Source organism: Alteromonas sp. D210916BOD_24, from assembly GCF_047159385.1.
GTDB lineage: Bacteria > Pseudomonadota > Gammaproteobacteria > Enterobacterales > Alteromonadaceae > Alteromonas.
Genome location: NZ_AP038333.1, coordinates 3,822,622 through 3,849,089, shown reverse-complemented (window position 1 = coordinate 3,849,089; position 26,468 = coordinate 3,822,622). Strand labels below are relative to the sequence as shown.

29 protein-coding genes are annotated in these 26,468 nt (G+C 44.2%); 26 read left to right on the top strand and 3 right to left on the bottom strand.

Annotated features, from left to right (window positions below; genetic code table 11):
* Positions 1-7: 7 nt before the first annotated feature.
* Positions 8-1,108 carry a DNA polymerase III subunit beta gene (dnaN, locus tag ACMCM8_RS16755; protein ID WP_412723718.1) on the bottom strand — a complete coding sequence of 367 codons (1,101 nt, stop codon included), beginning with the start codon at positions 1,106-1,108 and terminating at the stop codon, positions 8-10.
* Positions 1,109-1,140: 32 nt separating this feature from the next.
* Positions 1,141-2,781: a chromosomal replication initiator protein DnaA gene (dnaA, locus tag ACMCM8_RS16750; protein ID WP_412723717.1), complete on the bottom strand. Its 1,641-nt coding sequence runs from the start codon at positions 2,779-2,781 to the stop codon at positions 1,141-1,143.
* A gap of 604 nt (positions 2,782-3,385) precedes the next feature.
* Between dnaA and rpmH the strand changes: the two genes are divergently transcribed.
* The 26 genes from rpmH to ACMCM8_RS16620 all read left to right on the top strand — a co-directional run bounded on the left by rpmH (position 3,386) and on the right by ACMCM8_RS16620 (position 25,828).
* Complete coding sequence (gene rpmH / locus ACMCM8_RS16745) at positions 3,386-3,520, top strand: 50S ribosomal protein L34 (RefSeq protein ID WP_014290886.1); 135 nt, start codon at positions 3,386-3,388, stop codon at positions 3,518-3,520.
* Between the two features lie 16 nt (positions 3,521-3,536).
* Positions 3,537-3,896, top strand: coding sequence for a ribonuclease P protein component (rnpA, locus tag ACMCM8_RS16740; protein WP_412723716.1), 360 nt, complete (start codon positions 3,537-3,539; stop codon positions 3,894-3,896).
* Positions 3,881-4,129 (top strand): membrane protein insertion efficiency factor YidD, encoded by a 249-nt coding sequence (gene yidD, locus ACMCM8_RS16735; protein WP_412727776.1) that lies wholly within the window; start codon positions 3,881-3,883, stop codon positions 4,127-4,129. Before rnpA ends, yidD begins: the two co-directional genes overlap by 16 nt.
* Positions 4,130-4,139: 10 nt before the next feature.
* Positions 4,140-5,798 carry a membrane protein insertase YidC gene (yidC, locus tag ACMCM8_RS16730; protein WP_412723715.1) on the top strand — a complete coding sequence of 553 codons (1,659 nt, stop codon included), beginning with the start codon at positions 4,140-4,142 and terminating at the stop codon, positions 5,796-5,798.
* A 64-nt stretch (positions 5,799-5,862) separates the two neighbouring features.
* A complete protein-coding gene (locus ACMCM8_RS16725; RefSeq protein ID WP_412723714.1) occupies positions 5,863-6,345 on the top strand; it encodes a YajQ family cyclic di-GMP-binding protein in 483 nt (160 codons plus the stop codon).
* Between the two features lie 2 nt (positions 6,346-6,347).
* Positions 6,348-7,736, top strand: coding sequence for a tRNA uridine-5-carboxymethylaminomethyl(34) synthesis GTPase MnmE (mnmE, locus tag ACMCM8_RS16720; protein ID WP_412723713.1), 1,389 nt, complete (start codon positions 6,348-6,350; stop codon positions 7,734-7,736).
* A gap of 14 nt (positions 7,737-7,750) precedes the next feature.
* Entirely contained in the window at positions 7,751-8,188 is a 438-nt protein-coding gene (gene mioC, locus ACMCM8_RS16715; protein ID WP_412723712.1) for an FMN-binding protein MioC, read from the top strand.
* A complete protein-coding gene (locus tag ACMCM8_RS16710; protein ID WP_412723711.1) occupies positions 8,188-8,856 on the top strand; it encodes a DnaT-like ssDNA-binding domain-containing protein in 669 nt (222 codons plus the stop codon). Before mioC ends, ACMCM8_RS16710 begins: the two co-directional genes overlap by 1 nt.
* Before the next feature lie 6 nt (positions 8,857-8,862).
* The gene (locus ACMCM8_RS16705) at positions 8,863-9,690 is read left to right on the top strand and encodes an ATP-binding protein (protein ID WP_412723710.1); all 828 of its coding nucleotides are present in this window, start codon (positions 8,863-8,865) and stop codon (positions 9,688-9,690) included.
* 292 nt (positions 9,691-9,982) lie between these two features.
* Complete coding sequence (locus ACMCM8_RS16700) at positions 9,983-10,915, top strand: ATP-binding cassette domain-containing protein (RefSeq protein WP_412723709.1); 933 nt, start codon at positions 9,983-9,985, stop codon at positions 10,913-10,915.
* Positions 10,912-11,553 carry an ATP-binding cassette domain-containing protein gene (locus ACMCM8_RS16695; RefSeq protein ID WP_412723708.1) on the top strand — a complete coding sequence of 214 codons (642 nt, stop codon included), beginning with the start codon at positions 10,912-10,914 and terminating at the stop codon, positions 11,551-11,553. Before ACMCM8_RS16700 ends, ACMCM8_RS16695 begins: the two co-directional genes overlap by 4 nt.
* A gap of 628 nt (positions 11,554-12,181) precedes the next feature.
* Entirely contained in the window at positions 12,182-14,083 is a 1,902-nt protein-coding gene (gene mnmG, locus ACMCM8_RS16690; RefSeq protein WP_412723707.1) for a tRNA uridine-5-carboxymethylaminomethyl(34) synthesis enzyme MnmG, read from the top strand.
* Positions 14,084-14,214: 131 nt separating this feature from the next.
* Positions 14,215-14,850, top strand: coding sequence for a 16S rRNA (guanine(527)-N(7))-methyltransferase RsmG (gene rsmG / locus ACMCM8_RS16685; protein ID WP_412723706.1), 636 nt, complete (start codon positions 14,215-14,217; stop codon positions 14,848-14,850).
* Between the two features lie 31 nt (positions 14,851-14,881).
* Positions 14,882-15,676, top strand: a complete 795-nt coding sequence (locus ACMCM8_RS16680; protein ID WP_412723705.1) for a ParA family protein — start codon at positions 14,882-14,884, stop codon at positions 15,674-15,676.
* A 45-nt stretch (positions 15,677-15,721) separates the two neighbouring features.
* On the top strand, positions 15,722-16,600 hold the full coding sequence (locus ACMCM8_RS16675; RefSeq protein ID WP_412723704.1) for a ParB/RepB/Spo0J family partition protein: 879 nt from the start codon (positions 15,722-15,724) through the stop codon (positions 16,598-16,600).
* A 206-nt stretch (positions 16,601-16,806) separates the two neighbouring features.
* The gene (locus ACMCM8_RS16670; RefSeq protein WP_412723703.1) at positions 16,807-17,193 is read left to right on the top strand and encodes an ATP synthase subunit I; all 387 of its coding nucleotides are present in this window, start codon (positions 16,807-16,809) and stop codon (positions 17,191-17,193) included.
* Positions 17,194-17,293: 100 nt separating this feature from the next.
* On the top strand, positions 17,294-18,127 hold the full coding sequence (gene atpB / locus ACMCM8_RS16665) for a F0F1 ATP synthase subunit A (RefSeq protein WP_412723702.1): 834 nt from the start codon (positions 17,294-17,296) through the stop codon (positions 18,125-18,127).
* A gap of 99 nt (positions 18,128-18,226) precedes the next feature.
* Entirely contained in the window at positions 18,227-18,448 is a 222-nt protein-coding gene (gene atpE / locus ACMCM8_RS16660; protein ID WP_012520222.1) for a F0F1 ATP synthase subunit C, read from the top strand.
* Between the two features lie 45 nt (positions 18,449-18,493).
* Positions 18,494-18,964, top strand: coding sequence for a F0F1 ATP synthase subunit B (gene atpF / locus ACMCM8_RS16655; RefSeq protein WP_412723701.1), 471 nt, complete (start codon positions 18,494-18,496; stop codon positions 18,962-18,964).
* 14 nt (positions 18,965-18,978) lie between these two features.
* A complete protein-coding gene (gene atpH / locus ACMCM8_RS16650; protein ID WP_412723700.1) occupies positions 18,979-19,512 on the top strand; it encodes a F0F1 ATP synthase subunit delta in 534 nt (177 codons plus the stop codon).
* Between the two features lie 13 nt (positions 19,513-19,525).
* Positions 19,526-21,067 carry a F0F1 ATP synthase subunit alpha gene (gene atpA / locus ACMCM8_RS16645; RefSeq protein ID WP_412723699.1) on the top strand — a complete coding sequence of 514 codons (1,542 nt, stop codon included), beginning with the start codon at positions 19,526-19,528 and terminating at the stop codon, positions 21,065-21,067.
* Positions 21,068-21,125: 58 nt separating this feature from the next.
* A complete protein-coding gene (gene atpG / locus ACMCM8_RS16640; RefSeq protein WP_412723698.1) occupies positions 21,126-21,986 on the top strand; it encodes a F0F1 ATP synthase subunit gamma in 861 nt (286 codons plus the stop codon).
* A gap of 33 nt (positions 21,987-22,019) precedes the next feature.
* Positions 22,020-23,405, top strand: coding sequence for a F0F1 ATP synthase subunit beta (atpD, locus tag ACMCM8_RS16635; RefSeq protein WP_412723697.1), 1,386 nt, complete (start codon positions 22,020-22,022; stop codon positions 23,403-23,405).
* A gap of 60 nt (positions 23,406-23,465) precedes the next feature.
* Positions 23,466-23,879 carry a F0F1 ATP synthase subunit epsilon gene (locus tag ACMCM8_RS16630; RefSeq protein WP_412723696.1) on the top strand — a complete coding sequence of 138 codons (414 nt, stop codon included), beginning with the start codon at positions 23,466-23,468 and terminating at the stop codon, positions 23,877-23,879.
* 200 nt (positions 23,880-24,079) lie between these two features.
* Complete coding sequence (locus ACMCM8_RS16625; protein WP_412723695.1) at positions 24,080-25,066, top strand: hypothetical protein; 987 nt, start codon at positions 24,080-24,082, stop codon at positions 25,064-25,066.
* 156 nt (positions 25,067-25,222) lie between these two features.
* Positions 25,223-25,828 carry a glutathione S-transferase family protein gene (locus ACMCM8_RS16620; protein WP_412723694.1) on the top strand — a complete coding sequence of 202 codons (606 nt, stop codon included), beginning with the start codon at positions 25,223-25,225 and terminating at the stop codon, positions 25,826-25,828.
* Between the two features lie 17 nt (positions 25,829-25,845).
* Here ACMCM8_RS16620 and ACMCM8_RS16615 read toward each other — a convergent pair whose 3' ends face one another.
* On the bottom strand, positions 25,846-26,427 hold the full coding sequence (locus tag ACMCM8_RS16615; protein ID WP_412723693.1) for a tRNA-uridine aminocarboxypropyltransferase: 582 nt from the start codon (positions 26,425-26,427) through the stop codon (positions 25,846-25,848).
* Between the last annotated feature and the right edge of the window lie 41 nt (positions 26,428-26,468).

Genomic DNA, 26,468 nt, shown 5'->3' with positions numbered 1-26,468 from the left:
GCGCGAACTACAAGCGCATTGGCATTATAACGTAAAGCGCAGCATCATCCGCTTCGTCTTCTATAAGTGCACTGGCGTTTGAATCAGAAAGACTCACTTTGACACTGTCTGAGCCTAATGCATTCAATACATCAATCAAATAGGCAACGTTAAACCCAATTTCTAAATCATCACCTTGATACTGAACATCTACAATTTCTTCCGCTTCTTCTTGTTCAGGGTTATTGGCAGTAATTTTTAACTCACCTGAAGAAAGGTTTAGACGTACCCCTCTAAACTTCTCATTAGATAAAATTGCAGCGCGAGAGAATGCCTCTTTTAATACAGCTTTGCTCGCAATGACTTCTTTGTCACCATTTTGAGGCAGCACACGACGATAGTCTGGAAATCTGCCGTCTACGAGCTTCGAGGTAAAGATAAAATCATTAGAAAAAATTCGTAAGTGATTAGCACCTATCTGTACTTTAAGCGACTTATCATCATCACTGATTAAACGGGATATTTCCAACACGCCTTTACGAGGGATAATGACTTGCCGAGCAGGTAAACTCGTTTCGTAATTTAATCGACACAAAGCTAAACGGTGACCGTCTGTAGCTACAGTTCGAATGACGTGCTCTTCAGTTTCAAGTGACATTCCGTTTAAGTAATAACGGACATCCTGTTGCGCCATTGAAAAACTGGTGGAATCAATGAGTCTTTTCAAGTCACTGCAAGATAGCTCAAATTCTACTTCGCCTTCCCAATCTTCTAAGTTAGGGTAATCGTTTGCAGAAAGTGTAGAAAGTGTATAACGTCCACGGCCAGCGCGGATCAACGCCTTACTACCGTCTAATGAAAAATGAATATCTGTTCCTTCAGAAATACCACGAATAATATCGAACAACTTCTTCGCTGGAACGGTGATTTCACCTTCAGTAAACTCCCCTTCTAATTTTGCACTAGAGATTAGTTCAACCTCTAAATCTGTACCGGTAAGCCATAGTGCGTCCTCACTAACTTTAATGAGCACGTTAGAAAGTATAGGCAAAGTATGTCTACGCTCAACAGCGCCTGACACCAGCTGTAGGGGTTGCAAAAATTGTTCGCGGCTTATAGTAAATTTCATCGCAGTGCTATCTCGCCTCTAAGATCAAGTGGTTAGGAAGATAAAGTCCTAATGAGGTTCTTATAGTCCTCTTTTATATCATGACTTTCTTCTCTTAGCTGCTCTATTTTTCTACACGCGTGCAAAACAGTAGTATGATCTCTACCACCAAAGGCATTACCTAATTCGGGTAAACTGTGGTTGGTCAATTCTTTTGCTAATGCCATTGCAACTTGACGAGGCCGAGCTACGCTACGACTTCTTCGCTTAGACAAAATATCAGCTACTTTTATCTTATAATAATCTGCGACAGTTTTCTGAATATTATCAACTGTTACCAGCTTTTCTTGTAAAGCAAGTAAATCTCGTAATGCTTCCCTTACGAAATCAATCGTTATAGGTCGACCGGTAAAATTCGCGTTGGCGATAACACGGTTAAGCGCCCCTTCTAATTCACGCACATTAGAACGAAGTCGTTTGGCAATAAAAAACGCAACTTCATTGGGTAAATGAATTCGATTCTCCGCAGCTTTACGCATCAAAATGGCAACACGGGTTTCGAGTTCTGGCGGTTCGATAGCAATGGTAAGACCCCAACCAAAGCGCGATTTTAACCTGTCTTCAACACCATCAATCTCTTTGGGATAGCGGTCTGAGGTAAGAATGATTTGCTGATTCCCTTCCAGCAAGGCATTAAAGGTATGAAAAAATTCTTCCTGTGAGCGTTCTTTATTAGCAAAGAACTGAATATCGTCAATTAACAGCGCGTCTACACTGCGGTAGAACCGTTTAAAATCTTCAATCGCGTTATTTTGAAGTGCTTTTACCATATCCTGTACAAAGCGCTCTGAATGCATGTACACAATTTTAGCATCGCCGTTATTGGCTACAATCCCGTTCCCCACAGCGTGCAATAAGTGAGTTTTACCCAAACCTGTTCCGCCGTAAATAAACAGCGGGTTATATGAACCACCAGGGTTGTTAGCGACTTGAGTCGCTGCCGCCCGAGCAAGTTGGTTTGACTTACCTTCAACGAAATTATCAAATTGATACGTGGGATTAATGTTACTTTTGTGCTTCATCGCCTCAGGGATCGGGATCACTTTAGGTGGTGTAGCTGATCGCAGGTTTTGCCCTTCCCGTCCATTTCCATTAAATGACTGAGGATCGCCGTTAGATCGGGACTGATGATCGTACGAATAATTTGCGCTATTACCTAACTGCGTTTTCAAGATCCCTTGATCGACATGACCCCTAGAATAGTTTTGTCCAGAGTGCGACACAGAAGGATTTTGGGAACTTGTAGAGGCACCTGTTTGATTCGGTTGATACGCAGAACCAGTCCCATTAACGCTGTTTGTATGGGAAGTAACTTCAGTTCCTCCCCCCGTAACACTACCATTTCCGTTACTATTAGAATGATTAGATGGAGGGGCTTGTACTCGATTTACACTTTGCCTACTCATTACTTCTAAGCGAAGTTGGGGTGCCTCAGTGCCAGCAAATTCACGTAATAAGGCAGTAATATTGTTAAGGTATTTATCGCGTACCCAATCTAAAACAAAACGATTTGGCGCATAAAGCGCAACAAGCCCGTCATGTTCTTCACACACCAGTGGCCGTATCCACATACTAAATTGTTGCGTTGGTAATTCTTGACGCAAACGTTCAAGGCATTGGTTCCACAAGGACATGGTACGTTGTCAGCTCCCGTAACTCGCATGAAAAAGCCAACAAAATATAAGCAGGCACCAAAAAGCGCCATTAAGAAGAAAATAGCGTTGAGGATGATGTTGGGTAACAGCGAGAATTTAAGTTATCGTTTTAATCGCTGTGGATTATCTTACGTTATCAACACAATGTAAATGGCGATCTTATTGGATCTCGCAGATCAAAATTATATACCATTGATTTTTAGATATTTTACGTTTAGATCAAATCACAATAGAAGTGAGTTTATTCATGCTAAATTAGGCTGAAAAATACGTTAGATCCCCTTGCTTTTTTACGCGATATGATATTTCTCCACAGCATTCTGTGGATAACCCCATAGTATTGATCCCCTTATTCACAGCTTATTTCCGAACAAATCAAGTCATTGCATAAAAAACAGCATAAATTGTTCACTTATTCGTCCAAAAAGCCATAATAGCCATTGACAGTAGGCCACGAGATCTCTAGAATTCAGCGTCCTTTTTCGATGGGCTTTTCTGGTGAAAACACCACATTGTGCTGGCAACAGTATAATGTGTTACCAAAAACGCCTATGTTTAACTAAATATAAGTGAGACTTTGGTCATGAAAAGAACATTTCAACCGAGCAATCTTAAGCGCAAGCGTTCTCACGGTTTTCGTGCTCGTATGGCGACTAAAAATGGTCGTAAAGTACTAGCAGCTCGCCGTGCAAAAGGCCGCGCTCGTCTTTCTGCTTAATTAGAAAGACGCCAAAGTGGGCGAGAATAAGTTTTCTAGGGAGTTACGTCTGTTAACTCCCACCCACTTTACCTATGTGTTTGATAACGCAACTCCTGCTGTATCCCCCTCTTTTACTGTTTTAGCTCGAACAAACTCGCTTAATACTCCCCGTCTTGGAATTACGCTTGCCAAAAAACGCATTCGAAAAGCCCATGACAGAAACCGTTTAAAACGGTTAGTAAGAGAAAGTTTTCGTCACAAACAGCATAATTTACCCAATGTCGATATTATCGTTATCGGAAAGTCGGGCGCTGACAACCTTAGCAACCAAGAAGTCTTTACTACTTTGGACAAGCTATGGAAAAAATTAAACAAGCGTTGCAGCAACTCTTAATTGCCGTGCCATTAGCATTGATAAAATGCTACCAATGGTTCATTTCCCCTGTTTTAGGGCAACGTTGTCGTTTCCATCCGTCTTGTTCTTGGTATGCTATAGACGCATTAAAAACGCATGGATTGGTAAAAGGCGGTTGGTTATCTATTAAACGCATATTAAAATGCCACCCTTTGCATGCCGGCGGATACGATCCAGTGCCGGAAAAACAACAAGATAAACACTCAAAATAAAGAGACCTCTATGGAATCGCAACGTAGTTTTCTGATAATTGGCCTCGCGCTAGTGAGCTTTTTGCTTTGGCAACAATGGCAAAAAGATTATGGGCCGCAACCTATTGTGCCTGCTGCGCAAGAACAAACACAACAGACGAACCAAGGTGTACCGTCTTTTGAAGATGTGAGCAGTGAAGACGTACCCAGTAGTGATAGTGTGCCAGCCGTACAGCCTATCGCAGTAGCGCAAAACGCGAGCCGCATTATCGAAGTAAAGACTGATACTCTGGATGTGCGCATTGATTTGCTAGGCGGTGACGTGATTTCAGCAGACTTACTTAAGTTTCCTGTCACCCAAGGTTCCGATATTCCCTATAGCCTTCTTCGTTCAGGCAACGGACTTTACGTTGCACAAAGTGGTCTTATAGGCGCACAAGGTCCAGATGCCAGCGGCAATGGTCGCCCGGTATACAATGCAGCAAGCGATTTCTTTGAAATGACTGGCGATACGCTGGTAGTGCCATTGTCCTGGAAAAATAATCAGGGTCTTTCAATTACCAAAACATTCACCTTTACCAAAGGACAGTATGACGTAAGTGTTAGCTATAGTGTTGAAAATAGCACGGACAGCACAGCGACTGTACAGCCCTATGCACAGCTAAAACAGGTGATGGAGATTCAAGACAACGGCAATATGTTTATGCCTACCTATCGCGGTGCAGCATACTCAACTGAAGACGATCGTTATCAAAAGTACTCTTTTGATGAAATTGAAGACGACAACCTACGCGAAACCACAAAAGCGGGTTGGGTTGGCATGCTTGAACACTATTTCGTTTCAGCTTGGGTACCGTCTCAAGAACAGACCAATACCCTTTACTCACGTAATTTAAGTAACCAGTATGCGGTTATTGGGGTGTTATCGCCTTCAGAAACAATTGCGTCAGGTGAGTCTAAAACGCTTGTCTCTACCCTTTATATGGGTCCAAAAGATCAAGATAGCTTAGCTAAGATTGCCCGTGGTTTAGACCTTACCGTTGATTACGGCATTCTGTTTTGGATTTCACAGCCACTATTTGCACTACTTACTTTCTTGCACAGTCTGGTAAACAACTGGGGTGTGGCAATTATCCTTATCACTATTGTAGTGAAAGGTGCTATGTACTGGCTAACTAAGAAGCAATACGAGTCTATGGCTCGTATGCGTAATCTTGCGCCTAAAATGCAACAGCTGAAAGACCGTTTTGGTGATGACAGACAAAAAATGTCGCAGGCCATGATGGAGCTATATCGCAAAGAAAAAGTAAACCCTATGGGTGGTTGTTTGCCGCTAATTCTTCAAATGCCAATCTTCCTGGCCCTCTACTGGGTATTAATGGAAAGTGTTGAATTGCGCCATGCTGACTTTGTGTTGTGGATTACTGATTTGTCGACCAAAGATCCTTACTTTGTGCTGCCAATCCTTACTGGCGCAAGCATGTACCTTCTTCAGAAGATGCAACCAACCACGATTACCGATCCAATGCAGCAAAAAATTATGCAATGGATGCCAGTAGCCATGAGTGTTTTCTTCCTGTGGTTCCCTGCAGGTCTGGTACTATACTGGCTAATCAGTAACGTCATTACCTTGGTTCAAGCCAAAATGATATATGCTTCTATGGAGAAGCGGGGCATCAACAGTAAATAATACGTTGATCATTAAATTTCACAGCCCGCCTTAGCGGGCTGTTTTGTCTTAAGAGGATTAAACTGTGCCATCATTCGATATTGTTTCTGAAATCAACATGGAAGAAGTGCGTAACGCCACAGAAAACGCAAGTCGTGAACTATCAACGCGTTTCGACTTTCGCGGCATTGACGCCAGCTTTGAATACAAAGATAAAACCGTGGTGATGAAGGCCGAAGCTGAATTCCAACTACAACAAATGGAAAGTATGTTCAGAACAGCCATGTCTAAGCGCAACGTAGACACCTCATCTATGGATGTTAAACCCTACGATGCTCATGGTAAAACTTACCGTCAAACCATTACCTTTAAAGAAGGTATTGAACAGCCGATGGCGAAGAAAATTGTAAAGCTGGTAAAAGACGCCAAAATTAAAGTGCAAACCGCTATTCAAGGCGAAGAGCTTCGCATAACAGGTAAAAAGCGTGATGATCTTCAGCAAGTTATCGCATTGGTTAAAGAATCAAACCTAGGTCAGCCTTTCCAATTTAAGAACTTCCGCGACTAATTATGGAATCACTCACCCTTTCCACCGATACCATCACTGCTCAAGCCACTGCGCCAGGTCGTGGTGGTGTGGGTATTGTGCGCGTATCAGGCCCTAAGGCAAAAGAGATTGCCGAGCAACTTGTACCCAGTGCACTTACCCCACGCCTTGCCACCTATACGCCCTTTGTTGACGCAAGTAACAATGTAATAGACCAAGGTATTGCGCTTTTCTTTAAAGGGCCAAATTCATTTACCGGTGAAGATGTACTTGAACTTCAAGGCCACGGCGGTCAGGTAGTGATGGACATGTTGATTGACGCAGTGCTCGCTACTGGCCATGCAAGATTGGCCAATCCTGGTGAATTTAGTGAACAGGCTTTTTTAAACGACAAGCTCGACCTTGCCCAGGCAGAAGCGATTGCCGACTTGATTGATGCAAGTTCAAAACAGGCTGCGCGCAGTGCATTGCGTTCACTACAGGGTGAGTTTTCCACGCAAATCCAAACCTTATCCGATCAAATTGTACACCTTCGCATGTACGTCGAAGCCGCGATTGATTTTCCAGAAGAAGAAATTGATTTCTTGTCTGACGGTAAAGTAGCGGGTGATTTAAGCGCGATAATGCACAGCCTGACCAAAGTGCGCGAACAAGCCAAGCAGGGCACCTTGTTACGGGAAGGTATGCAGGTGGTCATTGCAGGCAGACCGAATGCAGGCAAATCAAGTCTGCTAAACGCGCTGGCGGGTCGGGAAAGCGCGATTGTTACCGACATTGCAGGAACTACGCGAGACGTGCTTAAAGAGCATATTCACATTGATGGTATGCCAGTACATATTATCGATACCGCTGGACTTCGCGAAAGTCCTGACAAAGTAGAACAAATAGGTATTGAACGGGCATGGCAAGCTATCAATGAGGCAGATCACGTATTATTCGTTGTAGACTCTACTGCAACCAGCGTGATTGACCCATTTGAAATATGGCCAGAGTTTATGGCCAGACTGCCACAAGGTATTCCTGTCACAGTAGTTCGCAATAAGGCTGATATCAGTACACTTGCCATTGGACAAACTACTGTGACCACCGAACAAGGTGAGATATCGGTGATCAATCTATCGGCCAAAGAAGGCAGCGGAGTGGATACCTTAAAAGCCCATTTAGCAAAAACCATGGGCTTTGATACCACCACAGAAGGTCAATTTATAGCGCGTAGACGTCATATAGATGCCCTAGACCAAGCCTACAGTTACGTAAGCACAGGCGAGCAACAATTGCACGATGCCATGGCTGGTGAGTTACTGGCAGAAGAACTGAGACTAGCCCATCAGGCGCTTTGCGAGATAACCGGAGAATTCACCTCAGATGATCTCCTTGGTAAGATATTCTCTTCATTCTGTATCGGTAAATAAGAAGAAAAACAACTATGAGTAAGCATTTTGAAATTATTGTCGGCACCATGTTAGGCGCTTCAGAATACGTTGCTGACGCTATTGCCGAAAAGCTTGAAGCAAAGGGTTACACCCATACAATTCACATTGAGCCCAACTTAGACAACATCAAAACAGATAATACCTGGGTGATTTGCACATCAACCCACGGTGCGGGCGAGCTACCTGACAACATACAGCCATTTGCCGCGCAATTGGTCGGCGCAGATCTCTCTTCTGTTAATGCGTATGTTATCGGTTTAGGTGACACGAGTTACGACACGTTTTGTTTTGGCGCTAAAGAAATTGAGAAGCTCATTACAGAGAACAACGGTAAATTAAAGGCTGATGCATATTACATCGATGTGCTTGAGCACCCTATTCCCGAAGATGCTGCCGTTGAATGGTTTGACGATATATTAGCGAATGCATAATGGATAACCAGCTTACCCAAGCAGAACTTGCTGCATTACAATCGCCCTTGTCGAACGATTGTCGCGTGCTGTATTTGCTCGGGCTGCGGGTAGGCGCTAACACCGCTACCACATCGTCATGTCCAATAGACTACAAGCAATTACTCGACTTACTCAACGGTGATAACAAAGAGAGTCCATATCAACGGGGACGTCAAATCAATAGTTTAGTCAAACAACTAGAACAAATTGGCTTAGTCGCACTGCCATATGATTTGGACTTGGAACATACCATCAACGGTAAAACTTTATTACTGCCACTATTAAGCGAGCCGCAATCGGATTTTGACCAATTACATACCCGTCACAGTGCAATGTCTACCAACTGGCTGCCCAACAAAGCGTTATTTGAAGAAATGGCAACACTGCTAGGTATTATTGATAAAACCTATGACGACAACGAGGTAGGGGAATTCAAAGCATACTGGCTTGGCCGGCCTAGTTCAGTATTTAGCGAATTCCAATGGACACAAAAATTTGCCAATAACATCAAACGTAAACGCCTGGCATCCGGCTTTGGGACGACGAAAGTTATTGGCACACAACAAGTGAAAGTTGCAGCGGGAATTGAAGCAGATGATAATGCCAAAAAGCTGGTGGAAAAATACGCCGCAACCAAGAAGAGTTAAATCATTATGGATCGCATAACCGACAAAATAGCCAACTTGGCTAAAGCGTTAAACAAAAGGGTCGAACCCACCCCTGACTATGTCGACTATAAAACCTTGCGTAAGCAGTACGAAGCAAAAGCCAATGCAGATGTCTCACAACTGCAACAACGTACCAAAAAAGCGCGGGTAGAAGCGATACATGGGCGATCTGACCTGAACCCTAAATGGACCTTTGGGAACCTAGTCGAAGACAGTGACGATGTAATTGAAGCGGTATCCATTGCCCAGTCTTTTATTGCGGCCCATGACGATCCAGCTTGGCGCCAAAGTGGTTCGCATATGATGATTTTTTATGGTGACTACGGGCGTGGGAAATCACATATAGCAGGTGCCATCGCACACCAACTCATCGAACAATACGAAATATCAGTATTGTACCGACAGTTATCGACCATACTGGAAATGCGCAACTTTTCGTTCGATTTTGCCGCTACCGACAATGCCGGTCAGCGCTTTAGAGAGACAAATCAGGAACTGCTTGATGTTGATCTACTCATTTTGGACGAAGTCTGTGTTAATGAAACTGTACTGAAGAAGAATGCACAAAGTTGGTTTGGTAACTTATTGCGACAGCGATTGGTCAATAAAAAGAACTGTATTTTGATCACCAATCACAATTTAGCTGAACTGGAAAACGCACTTGGTCGTTATTGCTTTGAGTCAATCAAAGAATACGATACATACAAAGTGCGCTTTCAGGGACCAAGTCGCCGCGAAGGTCTTTCCCTCGAACAAGCTGACCTAGAGCCGTCTAACGCACAACCGCGCTATCAGCCAAACCAAGTTCGCTAAAGGGCTTGGTTTTATTGCTCAACATTGACACCGCGCGCTAACTTGTCTATTTTATAACCACACAAATATCGGAGCTTACGCCAAAATGAACAACTAAACCTGTCATCCATATCTTCTTTATTTTGGATCCGCAGGGTTAGTAGGCGCAGGCACACGTGGTCATAACACCTCCTATTTTAAACTTAACGACATAGCTTTTCGGGCGGTAATTTCTCCACCCCACACGTTATCAATTAATGTCGTTTTTACTTAAAAGATGTCGCGCTTGCCCCTGTTTAACAGGAGGCAACGTATGCCAATTTTACAAGTCCATAACCTTTGTCATCACTTTGAAAATGGTGATGTTTTATTTAACAATCTGTCGTGTTCCTTAACGCATCAGCGCGTGGGACTGATAGGCAAAAATGGTGTGGGTAAATCACAGTTTGCCGCCTTTATCATTGGCGAAAACACACCAACCAGTGGAAGCATAGTCCCTCCCCGTCGTCTTGCGATGTATCACCAACAACACGTACAACCTTCTACACCTAACCAAACCATTGCCGACTTTATAGGAAAGGCACATGTATTAAGTGCGTTGCACCGAGTGGCTAAGGGTGATTGTACATCCTACCTGTTTGATATTATCGCTGATCAATGGGATCTCGAAACGCGCTTAGCGCAACAGTTACACCAATTAGATCTCCCTGCCGATCCCTTATTTCCCTGCTCACAACTCAGTGGTGGTGAACTTGCTCGTCTTAAGCTTTGGCAGCTGTTTGAAAGTGACTGTGATCTGCTAATACTGGACGAGCCATCCAATCATTTGGATAACAAAGCAAAAACCTGGTTAAGCGAGCGTATCGATAGTTTTAAAGGGGCCATTTTACTTATCAGTCATGACCGGCGTTTACTCAGAAAGATGCAAGAAATATGGGAGCTATCCCCTCTGGGACTTCGCACTTTTGGGGGCAATTACGACAACTATGTGCAGCAAAGCCTTATTGAATTGCAAGCCGTTGAACGAAAGCTGGTCTCAATTGAAAAACAACATATGCAGATAAAGTTAAAAAGCCAAAAAAGCCGAGAAAAAGCCGACCAAAGAGCGAAACTAGGCAAGCAATTACGAAAGTCGGGTAGTCAGCCAAAAGTGCTGATGGACAAAAAAAAGACAAGGCCACCGCAAGCGCTTCCAGCCGCAATAAAAATGAACAGAATCGTTCTACTCAATTGCATATGCAAATGAGTCAGTTAAAAGAGCGGAAAATTGAGTTAAGGCCACAACACATCTGCTTGTCTAAAGGCGCTGAAAGCGGTGTTAATGCAATACGTTTAACTGAAGTGCGATTGCCATTTGGTACAACGCAGACATTGAATATCAATATAAATACGCAAGATAAAGTTCACATTAAAGGCTGTAATGGCAGTGGTAAATCAACTCTGCTAAAAACACTTCTCGGAAAACTGACACCCGAAAGTGGAAATATTAAGATCAACACCCCTTTATGCTATTTAGATCAATATTTTGCACTTGTATTACCCGACAAATCATTACTAGAAAACCTCATAGATCAATGCGCAGGTTTAGATTACAACGTTGCAAGAACACTGCTAGCTGGGATAGGTTTCCGCCAAGATACGGTACATCGAAAAGGCTGTGCGTTAAGTGGAGGAGAAAAGATGAAACTTGCGGTACTTATCGTCAGTCATCAGCCTCAGGCGCCTATGTTATTGCTTGATGAACCAGATAATCATCTGGACATAGAATCAAAACAGGCGCTTGCTACTGCGTTAAAACAATATCAAGGGGGCTTCCTTTTAGTCAGTCATGACGATGACTTTATTGACGCTTGCTCAGTGAGCCGAGAAGTATTGATAACTTAATTATTCGAAAAAATGAGCCGTAAAACACTTCCAACAAAAAAAGATCGAAAAAAATGCCATTGTCTAAATCAGAATAAAAATGGGATCGTAAGATCTAATCACAGGAATGCGTTGATGATCTCCTCCACAGAGCGATCGGTCTATAATGCCCGATAAGCCGCGATCTTGTGATCCCAATACATAAATAGCAAACATTTTATCCCCAGCTGGATCACATCTTGATCACTCCTGTGGATAGGATCCTACAAACCACTGTGTATAAGCTCTGATCGAAAAAAGAATAACTTTTCTCAGAAATCCCTATGTGGATAAAAAGGGGGTTTATGCACAAGTTCAAGGTAGGGTTATGGATCTGTGTTTCCCAAACTTATTGATCGCGTAACTTGATGATCTTTAGGTGCTTTGATCGGTTACCCACAGATCTGGGCGATCCTAATAAAAGTAAAAATAAACAGATCTAAAAGAGATCTTAAGATCATATTATTCGATCGACCCTTTTCAAAAACAGGTTTTGAGGAAAATTTAATCATTTTCTTTATTCAATAAGTCAGCTAAAATACGCGCCCTTTTTTCAGCACTGTCTGTCTAAAGAAACTCGATTAATATTGGTCAATAGTGAGGTTTATCCATGTTTTATGCTGAAGCATTTGATGTCATCGTTGTCGGTGGTGGACATGCAGGTACAGAAGCGGCCCTTGCAGCTGCTCGCATGGGTGCTAATACACTTTTACTGACTCACAATATTGAAACCATTGGCCAAATGTCGTGTAACCCAGCTATTGGTGGGATCGGAAAAGGTCACCTTGTCAAAGAGATCGATGCGCTAGGCGGTGCAATGGCGTTAGCGATCGACAAAGGTGGTATCCAGTTTAGGACCTTAAACTCAAGTAAGGGGCCAGCTGTACGTGCAACACGCGCTCAAGCCGACAGAACCCTTTATAAAAATGCCATTCGCAATATTGTTGAAAACCAAGAAAATCTTACCTTGTTTCAGCAAAGTGTGGACGATCTTATTGTTGAAAACGATCGGGTATGTGGTGTGGTTACCCAAATGGGGCTTAAATTTAAAGCCAAAACCGTTGTACTCACTGTGGGAACCTTCTTAGGCGGCACTATCCATATCGGGCTTGAAAATTATCGCGGTGGTCGCGCGGGCGATCCGCCGTCTATCGCACTTGCCGATAGATTACGTGCATTACCATTTCGTGTAGATCGTCTTAAAACGGGTACGCCAGCCCGTCTAGATGCCCGTTCACTCGATTTTTCTGTAATGCAGCCACAACCTGGTGATGATCCAACGCCGGTATTTTCATTTATGGGTAGCCGGGAGATGCACCCCACCCAAATACCGTGCTACATCACGCATACCAATGAAAAAACCCACGAAATTATTCGTGGCGGCCTTGATCGTTCCCCTATGTTTACTGGTGTGATCGAGGGAATAGGGCCTCGTTACTGCCCCAGTATAGAAGATAAAATTACCCGTTTTGCAGACAAAACATCACATCAAATTTTTGTTGAACCCGAAGGGCTAAACAGCATTGAAGTGTATCCAAATGGCATTTCTACCAGTCTGCCTTTCGACGTGCAAATGAACTTAGTACGTTCGATAAAAGGCTTTGAAAATGCCCATATCGTACGTCCGGGTTATGCCATCGAATATGATTTCTTCGATCCGCGGGATCTCAAACAGACACTGGAAACTAAGTTTATTGATGGCTTGTTTTTTGCCGGTCAAATCAACGGTACGACAGGTTACGAAGAAGCGGGTGCGCAAGGCTTGGTAGCTGGTGCTAACGCCGCACTACAAGTACAGCAAAAAGACCCCCTTATTTTACGCCGTGATCAAGCCTACATGGGTGTACTGATTGACGATCTAGCCACAATGGGAACGAAAGAACCCTACCGCATGTTCACCAGTCGTGCAGAATATCGATTACTTCTGCGCGAAGACAATGCAGACAGTCGTTTAACCGCGATGGGTAGAGAGATTGGGCTTGTTGATGATGCGCGTTGGGCGAAATTCAATGACAAAATGGAAGCAGTAGAAAGTGAACTTCAGCGTTTGCGCGGCCAGTGGATCCACCCTGATCACGCGGCAACCCCTGAGCTTAATACTATGCTCAAAAATTCCGTTAGCCGGGAACATTCATTAGAAGAGCTTATTCGTCGTCCTGAGATGACTTACAGCCAGCTGATGCAGATTGAGAGTGTGGGCCCTGGTCTTGAGGATCCTATTGCTGCAGAGCAGGTGGAAATTCAAATTAAATACGCTGGGTACATTGCCCGTCAGATGGATGAGATTGCGAAAACTCAGCGCCACGAAAATACCCTGTTACCTAAGGACATGGATTTCAGCAAAATTTCGGGTCTGTCAAACGAAGTGGTCGCAAAATTAACGGAAGCGCGACCAGAGACCATTGGCAAGGCATCTCGTATATCTGGGATCACACCTGCAGCCATTTCTTTACTGCTGGTTTATCTCAAAAAGCATGGAATGCTGCGAAAGCAAGACAAGATCAGCGCGTAAAATACGCATTTGATTGTACCTTCGCACACTAGCGCTTAGTTTTTTCTGATACTTCGCGTATCATGTTGGAACTGAGCGCCTGTTGGTGCACATCACTCACAACCTTTTTCAGTTAGAAAACAGATTTATCAATGACTAAACAGCAAGAATTGCACACGATCTTGGCGTCTGGCCTGGAAGCCCTATCCCTTGAACTCAGTGACACGCAACAACAGCAGCTGATTGATTATGTGATGCTGATGGACAAGTGGAATAAGGCATACAACCTAACTTCGGTGCGTGATCCCAACCAAATGATGGTTAAACACATTCTGGATTCTCTGGCTATCGTACCCTACTTAACAGGCAATAATATTATTGACGTAGGTACCGGCCCTGGCCTACCGGGTATGCCGTTAGCCATTGCCTTTCCGGACAAAACTTTTACCTTGCTGGACTCATTGGGCAAGCGCGTGCGCTTTATGACACAATGTGTCCACGCCCTGAAGCTAAAGAATGTAACGCCTGTGCAAAGTCGTGTTGAAGAACACCAAGGGGAAAAGCCGTATGATATCGTACTCAGTCGTGCTTTTGCTTCGTTAAAAGATATGTTGCACTGGTGCCAACATCTGGTAGATTCAGAGGGACAGTTTTTGGCATTAAAAGGTCAATTTCCGCAACAAGAAATAGAAGAAGTGAGTAATCACTTTCAAGTCATCAAAACGGAAAACCTGACTGTGCCAAATTTAGTAGGCGAACGACATCTGGTTTGGCTTAAAAAGAAATAGCCAAAATAGCAAAGACAGAACAGGATCTAACGTGGCTAAGGTAATCGCGATCGCGAATCAAAAGGGCGGTGTCGGTAAGACGACCACTGCAGTTAACGTGGCAGCGTCAATGGCAGCAACGAAGCGAAAGGTGTTGCTCATCGATCTCGATCCACAAGGCAATGCAACTATGGGCAGTGGCGTAGACAAATACGATGTTGAGGCTACCGCGTTTGAATTGTTGGTAGAAGAAAAGCCGATTGAAGAGGTTATTGTCAAAGGGACCAGTGGCAAGTTCGATTTGGTTGCAGCGAACGGTGACGTGACTGCAGCTGAAATTAAATTAATGGAAATGTTTGCCCGAGAAGTGCGCTTGCGCAATGCGCTTAAGCCTGTCATGGACTACTACGATTTTATATTTATTGATTGTCCGCCTTCCCTCAATCAACTTACCGTTAACGCATTAGCCGCAGCTGATTCTGTTATGGTGCCAATGCAATGTGAATACTACGCGCTGGAAGGTCTAACGGCATTAATGGATACCATTCAGAAATTAGCGTCTGTAGTAAATCCAGAATTGAAGATTGAAGGCGTATTGCGTACTATGTACGACCCGCGTAATCGCTTGGCTAACGACGTGTCTGAGCAGCTCAAACGTCATTTTGGTGAGCAAGTGTATCGCACGGTGATCCCTCGTAATGTGCGTTTGGCTGAAGCACCGAGTTTCGGTACGCCTGCCATGTACTACGATAAGTCATCAACAGGTGCTAAAGCGTATCTGGCACTAGCGGGTGAAATATTACGCCGCAGGGATAAATCAACGCCTGCGCAGGCAAAAGCAAGTTAAATGATAATAAGCTGAACGCTATCAGCACATGCCATAGAGGACACTATGTCAGCACGAAAAAGAGGCCTTGGCCGTGGCTTGGACGCGTTACTCGCAACAAGTCAATCATCTTCTCAACGAGATCAAGATGCCGCCGAGGTAAATCAGACCAATGGTGAGCTCAGCAAACTTCCTATTGAGTATTTGGTGCCTGGCAAATATCAACCTCGTAAAGACATGTCGCCCGAAGCGTTAGAAGAGCTTGCCTCGTCTATTCGTGCACAAGGTATTATTCAACCCATTGTCGTTCGCAAAGTTGATGAGCATCGCTTTGAAATTATTGCTGGCGAGCGCCGCTGGCGCGCTTCCCAACTGGCGCAACTCGATGAAGTTCCCTGTTTAATCAAGAATGTGCCCGATGAAGCGGCGGTTGCCATTGCGTTAATTGAAAATATTCAGCGCGAAGATTTAAATGCGATGGAAGAAGCCCAAGCACTTGATCGCCTAATGAATGAATTTTCCCTCACGCATCAGGAAGTGGCTGAAGCGGTGGGTAAATCCCGTACGACAGTCACCAATTTACTGCGTTTAAATAATTTGAACGACGATGTGAAGTTGTTGGTTGAACATGGCGATATTGAAATGGGTCATGCACGTGCCCTTCTTGCCTTAGAAGGCGAAGCCCAGTCCGACGCTGCACAAGTGGTGTCAGGCAAAGGTCTTACCGTGCGCGATACCGAAAAGCTGGTGAAAAAGCTGTTAGAGCCAGCAAAACCCAAGGCGGAAAAGAAAGTTGATCCCGATGTGCAAAACCTTATGACGCGACTTTCAGAAAACCTAGGGGCACCTGTGAGCATAGACCATAACGCAAAAGGGAAAGGTAAGCTCACAATCAGTTTTAGTGATTTATCACAATTAGATGGAATTATATCTAAAATACAATAAGTTACTTAAAAACTATAAGTGTAGTTTCCTTTGCCTACCCGCAATTGATTAGCTGTCTGGTGAAAAAAACGGACACTCTCCTTTCCGGTTATAGCAATAGAAAATTTTCAGAATAACTTTCAAAAAGCGATGTACTGTTGAAAATTGTCGGTAAAACAGTATACTTCTGACGCTTTTTGTAAGACGTGAACAAGCAGCGAAGAAAAGTGATAAACACGCTAACGAAACGAGGAAAAGACCTCGCGAAAAAAGGGCTACTTTTTCAAATTATCGCTGCCATTGTCGTTACGATAATTGCGGGTGTGATAGGGGGAATTCCTTCTGCGACGTCAGCAGCAGCAGGTGCGCTAATTAGCATTCTGCCTACAATCGTATTTAGTGCTTTTGCATTTCGTTATGCTGGCGCGAGTAAAAACGACCTTGTTGCACGTAGTTTTAGCCAAGGCTCAAAATTGAAGCTGGCACTGACAATCATTTTATTTGTAATTGCTTTTAAAGGTTTAAATGCCGCGCCATTAGAAATTTTCATGGCATTTGTGATTACAACGGCTAGCCACGGGCTAGCTATGTTTCATTACGGTTCGAAAGATTAAGACGATGCAGGGCATCGCAATAACGAAAACAACGTACTCGACCGATTGAGACATAAGAACCAGTCACCAAATTTTTACACTTTACAACTTGGGTTAAACAATGGCATCTGAATACACTACCTCAGAATACATCAAGCACCACTTGACCAATGCCACCATGTGCTCAACTGACAACGGAATTGCTTTTAACAAAGCCTGTTCTGATGCCGGTTTTTGGGCATGGCATGTTGATACACTGGCATGGTCTATCGGTCTTGGTCTTCTTTTCTTAATTATTTTTAGAAGCGTCGCTTCAAAAGCCACGACAGGCGTACCTGGTAAAATGCAGGCGTTTGTTGAGCTTGTTGTCGAGTTTGTTGATGACAACGTAAAAAGCACCTTCCACGGTAAAAGCGCACTTATTGCGCCTTTAGCATTAACTATATTCGTATGGGTATTGCTAATGAACCTGATGGACTTAGTGCCAGTCGATTTAATTCCATGGGTATCGGGTCTAATTGGCCAGGCTGCTTTTGGTATGGATCCTCACGACGTTTACAACAAGGCAGTACCTACTACTGACCTTAACCTAACGTTTGCATTAGCGTCAGGCGTATTTATTCTAATTCTTTTCTATTCAATCAAGATGAAAGGTATTGGCGGCTTCACCAAAGAACTCACCATGCAGCCTTTTGGACACCCCATTTTTATTCCGGTGAACTTTATTCTTGAGTCGGTTACTTTGCTTGCGCGTCCGCTTTCACTAGCACTGCGTTTGTTCGGTAACTTATACGCCAGTGAGCTAATCTTCATTTTGATTGCTACAATTGGTTACTTCCAGCTTCCACTGCATTTCATGTGGGCTGTGTTCCATATTCTGGTACTTCCTCTTCAAGCGTTTATTTTCATGATGCTAACCATCGTGTATTTAAGCTTGGCGTGTGAAGACCACTAAGCATTAACGGGTGTCGATTTTATTTTGTAATTGGCACCGTTTTTACAGAGTTTGACTTTTAAACATTAACTTTAAATTTAACTTAAATCGGAGACGTAAATGTTATACATCGCTGTTGCACTACTGATTGGTCTTGGCGCCCTTGGTACCGCTATTGGTTTCGGTCTACTAGGTGGTAAATTTCTTGAATCTGCTGCTCGTCAACCTGAACTAGCACCTCAACTACAAGTTAAGATGTTCATCGTAGCGGGTCTTATCGACGCCATCGCGATGATCGGTGTTGGTATCGCTCTATACCTATTGTTCGCTGTTGGTGCCTAATATTACTAAACACTTTTTTAGCGAACTTTAAGAGGAGGGGCGATAGTGAATTTTAACGCCACTTTTATTGGTCAATTAATCGCCTTCGCTGTGTTCGTGGTGTTCTGCATGAAATATGTATGGCCTCCACTAATGGCAGCGATTGAAGAACGTCAGAAGAAGATTGCCGATGGCCTTGAAGCTTCTGAACGTGCAGAGAAAGACCTAGAGCTTGCTCAAGCGAAAGCTACTGAGCAATTGAAAGATGCGAAAGCGCAAGCAGCTGAAATTATCGAGCTGGCTAAAAAGCGTGCCAACCAATTGGTTGACGAAGAAACGCAAAAAGGCCATGCGGAACGCGAGAAAATCATCGCTTCTGGTTATGCCGAGATTGAAGCTGAACGCAATCGTGCCAAAGAAGATTTGCGCAAGCAGGTTTCTGCTCTTGCAGTAGCTGGCGCACAGCAAATCTTACAACGTGAAATCGATGCAAGCGCACAAAACGACATTGTTGAAAAACTTGTCGCTGAGCTTTAATAGGGAGAAGAGCCATGTCTGAATTGACAACCGTTGCTCGTCCTTATGCTAAAGCTGCTTTCGATTTTGCTGTCGAGAAAGACGCCGTTGCAAAATGGCAAGAAATGCTAGCCTTTGCAAGCGCTGTAGCAGCGAACGACGACATGCACCAGTTATTGTCTGGTGCAGTTGCCGCTGACACGCTAGCCGACATTTTTAACAATGTTTGTGGTGAGCAACTCGACGAACACGGCCAAAACCTGGTGAAGGTTTTGGCTGAGAATAAACGTTTAGCCGCGTTGCCTGAAATTTCTACTTTGTTCGATGCCTTTAAAGCAGAGTACGACAAAGAAGTAGAAGTGGACGTCACCTCAGCAACTACGCTGACCGATGCTCAACAAAATGAGTTGATTGCATCTTTGGAAAAACGTTTGGCACGTAAAGTGAAGCTTAATTGTAACGTGGACCCTGCCCTGATCGCTGGAATGGTTATTAAAGCCGGTGATACAGTCATTGATGGTTCCGTAAAGTCGAAATTGAACCGTCTAGCAGACGCGTTGCAAGCATAACGGGGATAAGAGCATGCAACTTAATTCCACTGAAATAGCTGAACTGATCAAGAAAAGAATTGAACAGTTCAATGTAACCAGTGAAGCGCGTAATGAAGGTACTATCGTCGCAGTAACCGACGGTATTATCCGCATTCATGGCCTTGCAGATGTAATGCAAGGTGAGATGATTGAGCTTCCTGGAAGCCGTTACGCCATTGCACTAAACCTTGAGCGAGACTCAGTTGGTGCGGTAGTAATGGGTCCTTACGCTGACCTTCAAGAAGGCGTAAAAGTACAATCTACAGGTCGTATCCTAGAAGTACCGGTTGGTCCAGCCCTACTAGGTCGTGTTGTAAACACACTAGGTGAGCCTATCGACGGTAAAGGTGCGATCGACGCAGCTGGTTTCGAGCCAGTTGAAAAAATTGCACCTGGTGTAATCGAGCGTCAATCGGTAGATCAGCCAATTCAAACTGGTTATAAGTCAGTTGACTCTATGATCCCAGTTGGTCGTGGTCAGCGTGAGCTTATCATCGGTGACCGTCAGTGTGGTAAAACAGCAATGGCTGTTGACGCAATCATCAACCAAAAAGGTACAGGCATTAAGTGTGTGTACGTAGCGGTTGGTCAAAAAGCGTCTACTATCGCTAACGTAGTACGTAAGTTAGAAGAGCACGGTGCGCTTGCGCACACTATCGTTGTTGCTGCTTCTGCGTCTGAGTCAGCAGCGCTTCAATACCTTGCGCCTTACTCTGGCTGTACTATGGGTGAATACTTCCGTGACCGCGGTGAAGATGCGCTAATCGTATATGATGATTTGTCTAAGCAAGCTGTTGCTTACCGTCAAATCTCACTACTACTTAAGCGTCCTCCTGGTCGTGAAGCTTACCCTGGTGACGTATTCTATCTTCACTCGCGTCTACTAGAGCGTGCGGCACGTGTAAACGAGCAATACGTTGAGCGTTACACAAACGGTGAAGTGAAAGGTCAAACTGGTTCACTAACTGCGCTTCCAATTATCGAAACGCAAGCAGGTGACGTATCAGCTTTCGTACCAACTAACGTAATTTCAATTACTGACGGTCAGATCTTCTTAGAAACTGATTTGTTCAACGCAGGTATCCGTCCAGCGGTTAACGCTGGTATCTCGGTATCACGTGTTGGTGGTGCAGCACAAACAAAAATCATCAAGAAGCTTGGCGGTGGTATCCGTCTAGCCCTTGCTCAGTATCGTGAACTTGCGGCGTTCTCGCAGTTTGCTTCTGACCTTGATGATGCAACTCGTGCACAGCTAGAACACGGTGAGCGCGTAACTGAGCTAATGAAGCAGAAGCAGTACGCACCACTTTCTATCGCTGACATGGGTGTTTCATTGTTCGCAGTAGAGAAAGGGTTCCTTAAGGACATCGAGCTTCCAAAAATCCTAGATTTTGAAGCTGCTCTTCACTCGTTCATGAACAGTGAACACGCTGAGCTGATGAAGACTATCAACGAAACTGGTAATTACAACGACGAGATTGCCGCTAAGTTGAACGACGCTTTAACAAACTTTAAAGCGACACAAACTTGGTAATCAATGGTGCTGGTGTTTAACCACCAGCACATTTCGTTGAGTAATCGGAGAGATAGTCATGGCCAGCGGTAAAGAGATAAAAGGTAAGATTGGGAGTATCAAGAATACTCAAAAAATTACCAGTGCGATGGAAATGGTTGCTGCGTCTAAAATGAAAAAGGCGCAGGAACGCATGGCCTCTGGTCGTCCATACGCACAAAACATGCTAAAAGTGATTGGTCACATTGCTAACGGTAACCTTGAATATCGCCATCCTTATTTGGAAGAGCGTGAAGTCAAGCGCGTTGGTTACATTGTGATTTCTACTGACCGAGGCTTATGCGGTGGTTTGAACACCAATGAATTTAAGCTGGTAGCCCAAGACGTTAAGAAATGGCGTGAACAGGGTGTAGAGGTAGATTTTGCTGCATTAGGTTCTAAGGCGTGCAGTTTCTTTAACCGCTTCGGGGGCACATTGTTAGCCGCTGAATCAGGTTTAGGCGACAAGCCGTCGGTAAGCGATGTAGTAGGTGTTGTACGCGTTATGCTTAAAGCGTATGACGAAGGAAAGATTGACCGAGTCTTCTTGGTTTTCAATGACTTCGTTAACACCATGACACAGAAACCTGTGATCAATCAGTTATTGCCTTTGCCAAAGTCACAAGACGAAGAATATCAACATCGTTGGGACTACATCTACGAGCCAGATCCAAAAGAAATTTTGGAAGCATTGATGGTTCGTTACATTGAGTCTCAGGTGTATCAGGGTGTTGTAGAAAACGCAGCGTCAGAACAAGCTGCGCGAATGGTTGCCATGAAGGCAGCAACCGACAACGCCGGTAACTTAATTGATGAGTTACAACTGGTATATAACAAAGCGCGTCAGGCCGCAATCACACAAGAAATCAGTGAGATTGTTGGCGGTGCCGCAGCGGTGTAGGCAAAGGTTTAAAAGAGATAACGAGGACTAATTATGAGTCAAGGTAAGGTCGTCCAAATCATTGGCGCCGTTGTGGACATTGAGTTTCCACAAAACGCGGTACCAAGAGTTTATGACGCACTACAAGTTACCGAAGGTGACTTGTCAGGGCTAACCCTGGAAGTGCAACAGCAATTAGGTGGTGGTGTTGTTCGCGGCATCGCACTAGGTACTACTGACGGACTAAAACGTGGTCTTGCAGTAGAAAATACCGGTAACCCAATCATGGTTCCAGTTGGTACGAAGACACTAGGTCGTATCATGGACGTATTGGGTAACCCAATCGACGAAGCAGGCCCAATTGGTGAAGAAGAGCGTATGTCTATTCACCGTGAAGCGCCTAGCTACGAAGATCAGTCTAGCTCGGTAGAACTACTAGAAACTGGTATCAAAGTAATCGACTTGGTTTGTCCATTCGCTAAGGGTGGTAAAGTTGGTCTATTCGGTGGTGCGGGTGTAGGTAAAACCGTAAACATGATGGAACTTATCCGTAACATCGCAATCGAGCACAGCGGTTTCTCAGTATTCGCTGGTGTTGGTGAGCGTACGCGTGAGGGTAACGACTTCTATCACGAAATGAACGAATCAAACGTACTTGATAAAGTATCGCTTGTATACGGTCAGATGAACGAGCCACCGGGCAACCGTCTACGTGTTGCACTTACTGGTCTAACAATGGCTGAGAAGTTCCGTGACGAAGGCCGTGACGTTCTATTCTTCGTAGATAACATCTATCGCTATACCCTAGCAGGTACTGAAGTATCAGCACTTCTAGGTCGTATGCCATCTGCGGTAGGTTACCAGCCTACTCTTGCAGAAGAGATGGGTGTACTTCAGGAACGTATTACGTCAACGAAGACAGGTTCAATCACGTCAATCCAAGCGGTATACGTACCTGCGGATGACTTGACTGACCCATCGCCAGCGACCACCTTTGCTCACTTGGATGCAACGGTAGTACTTTCTCGTGATATCGCGTCTCTTGGTATCTACCCTGCGGTAGACCCTCTAGATTCAACGTCTCGTCAGCTTGACCCTCTAGTAATCGGTCAAGAGCACTATGACGTAGCACGTGGCGTACAGACTGTTCTTCAGCGCTATAAAGAGCTGAAAGACATCATCGCGATCCTAGGTATGGACGAATTATCTGAAGAAGACAAGCAAGTGGTATCACGTGCTCGTAAGATTCAGCGTTTCCTATCTCAGCCGTTCTTCGTAGCTGAAGTATTCACTGGTGCGCCAGGTAAATACGTATCGCTAAAAGACACAATCAGTGGCTTTAAAGGCATTCTAGACGGTGAGTATGATCACCTTCCAGAGCAGGCCTTCTACATGGTTGGTTCTATCGAAGAAGCGCTAGAGAAAGCCAAGAAAGCATAATTGCAGGGCTAGCAGTAGCTAGCCTAGCATCATGCTAACGTACCTAATCAGGAGGTTCACATGGCAATGACAGTACATTTGGACGTAGTAAGCGCAGAGAAAGCCATTTTCTCAGGTCGCGTTGAAACGATTCAGGTGACAGGTAGCGAAGGTGAGCTGGGTATTCACCCTGGTCACGCGCCACTTATCTCTGCTATTAAACCTGGTATGGTGCGTTTGGTTAAACAGCACGGTGAAGAAGAAATGATTTACGTGGCCGGTGGTGTACTTGAAGTACAACCTGGTAACGTTACCGTGCTGGCTGACACCGCGGTTCGAGCTGAAGATCTTGACGAGCAGGCAGCAGAAGAAGCCAAACGACGTGCAGAAGAGCACATCGCCAACCCAGGCGCTGACTTTAATTATGCAGAAGCCGCCCTTGAGCTGGCTGAAGCTATTGCGCAACTCCGTCTTATTCGGAAGTTACGTAAATAAAGAAACAGCTTACTTTTAAAAACCCGCCAGCAGGCGGGTTTTTTATTACCTGTATGAAAACCAAGCAGTCACGTCCTAATGGCTTTATTTCTATTGCTAATCCACTATTGAATAGCTTATCTTTGTTAGCATCCACTTACAGAAATGTAGTCTGTTGACTCACACGCGAATGGCTTGCAACGTTGTAATAAATTAAAAGAATGAAACTTAACGCCTATTCCAAAATGCACAAAGGTGCCTCTATTGGTATTTTCCCGCTTCTTACAACATTGATACTGCTCTCGATTCATTATATTACGGGCGCACTAGACTGGCCCGGTGCTGGCGAAATTCGTGCCCAGCGTGACTTCAATTCTGCTATTGGCATGTCTGTAATTACCGGTTATTTTTGGTTTGCGCTTCGCCTTATGCATCAAAACGTAGCCAGTACCCTTATTTCGTTATTGGTCAAAACAAATCAACTTAGTCAGTTCTCTGCCCACCGGCATCAGTTATCCGCTGAATTTAAGCACCATATTTTTAACGCCATTATCATCTCCATTATGATTACGGTAGTTTATTGTGTGCTAGAGGGGTTAATTACCGTAAAGCAGGAGATTCACGTCCTGCTTTTGACGGCCACAGCCGTTCCGTTTTGGTTTTTAACCGTACTTTTTCTGTTTCAGATTTCATCAAATATTAAATATTTAACGCGTCATGTGTTACCCAATGCAGCGAGTCATGCCGACAAACTCAAGTCGATTATGTCTATATTGCGATTAGGTACCACAAACGGCATTTTCGCCACAGGTGCACTGGCGATATTTCCCGTCTTCTGGTTGAAAAAAGATATTCCTTCTATCGATATATTAATTGTGATTTGTTTTACAGGGATTGTAGGCTTCTATTTGTTCTTGCCTGTGTTTCGTTTAAAGCACTTACTCAAACGAGAACAAGAAAGTGCCTTACAACACTTAGAAGAAAATATTACTGAGGGTATTAAGCAATGTGCACGCGAGGACAGTAAACGCGCTAGCAGCTTACTAGAGCAGTTGGAGAGTGAAAAAGAACGGCTGTTGGCTATTACCCGTTTTGCCTTTGCGCCAAGAGATAAAGCACGCCTTACAGCGTGTATCATACTCATCCCCATATCATGGTTTCTTCTTTTAGTCGTAGAATGGCTCATTCAAATACCAAACTACTACTAATTTACTCACAAAGGCAGTCGGTACGGCAAATACTAGCGCAAAGCACTGAGTATATGTTGTTATAAGTACCTTAAATATCTATCGACTAAATATCATTGTCCCCCTCTTCTGGCACTGCTATGGTAACGCTTACTGCTATTACTTATGAGAGCCAATGTGAAAATATACGGCGATAAACGATCGGGTAACTGCTACAAATTAGAGCTACTGCTGTCCATTCTGGGTAAAACCTGTGAGTGGATAGATGTAGATATTATGCAAGGTGATACGCGTACAGCAGCATTCCTTGAAAAGTCACCTAACGGAAAAATTCCCATTCTTGAAATTAGTGGTGACAGAGTGTTATCTGAGTCTAATGCCATCATGCATTACCTTGCCGCGGACAGTGCACTCATTCCTACTTCGCAATTTGCCTTTGCCCGTTTACTACAGTGGCAGTTCTTCGAGCAGTACAGTCATGAACCCTATATTGCGGTAGCGCGCTATATAAATATTTATCTGGGGTTACCAGAGGATAAGCGGCAGGAGTTTGAATCAAAGCAAGCTGGCGGATATCGCGCATTAGCTGTAATGGAGCAACAACTTAAACAAACGCCTTTTTTGTTAGGTGACGCGCTGAGCTTGGCAGATATCTCTTTATTCGCTTACACCCATGTTGCGCATGAGGGGGGATTTGACTTGTCAGCATACCCAGCGATAAGAAATTGGTTAAACTTGATCCGTGCGTACAAAGGCTTTGTGCCAATGAGCGGTGAAAAGTGACAAATAAAGTCTGATTATTATACTTTTCGTCGGTGCGTAAGTGGCCCCTGCCAGTTGTCTTGCATGGCGCGCTGTAAGCGGTATAGACTTGAAATGTCGAGTTTGCTAATACACGATGCACTATAGGCTGTCGCCTCTAAAGTGGATAACGCATGTGGAAGCGAAGTGTGCCGAATCAGGTAGTTTGAATGGGGGGCTTGGGTGAAATGAACCGAAGTCAGTGACTGTAACCAAGGGTGTTGCTTCACGATCCCAAATGCTTGTTTCCAACTGCCATCGATCAGCACAAGTGTAGTAACAGCTTGCTTTGTAGTATCAGCCAACGTTTCAATGGGGGTGCTGTATTCGCTTGGATAGACAAGTAAAGTGGAACGGTGATCGCAAGAATTTGCTAGCGTATCCATTGCAGCGCCGTCGGCTGAATTGATAATACGCGCTGTCGGAATACTTAACGCTGCAAGTCGAGCAGTATTTTTGGCGTGTGTCGCTTCTTTGGGGTGTTGAACAATCTTAATTTCAAAATCGAGTTCAACGGGACAGATATAGCTACAAATACAGGTTGAAAGAGGGTATTGGCAGTGTTTACAGTGTTTTCGCATACCAAGCTCCTTTTCAAATATCATCAATTAGGATTATATAC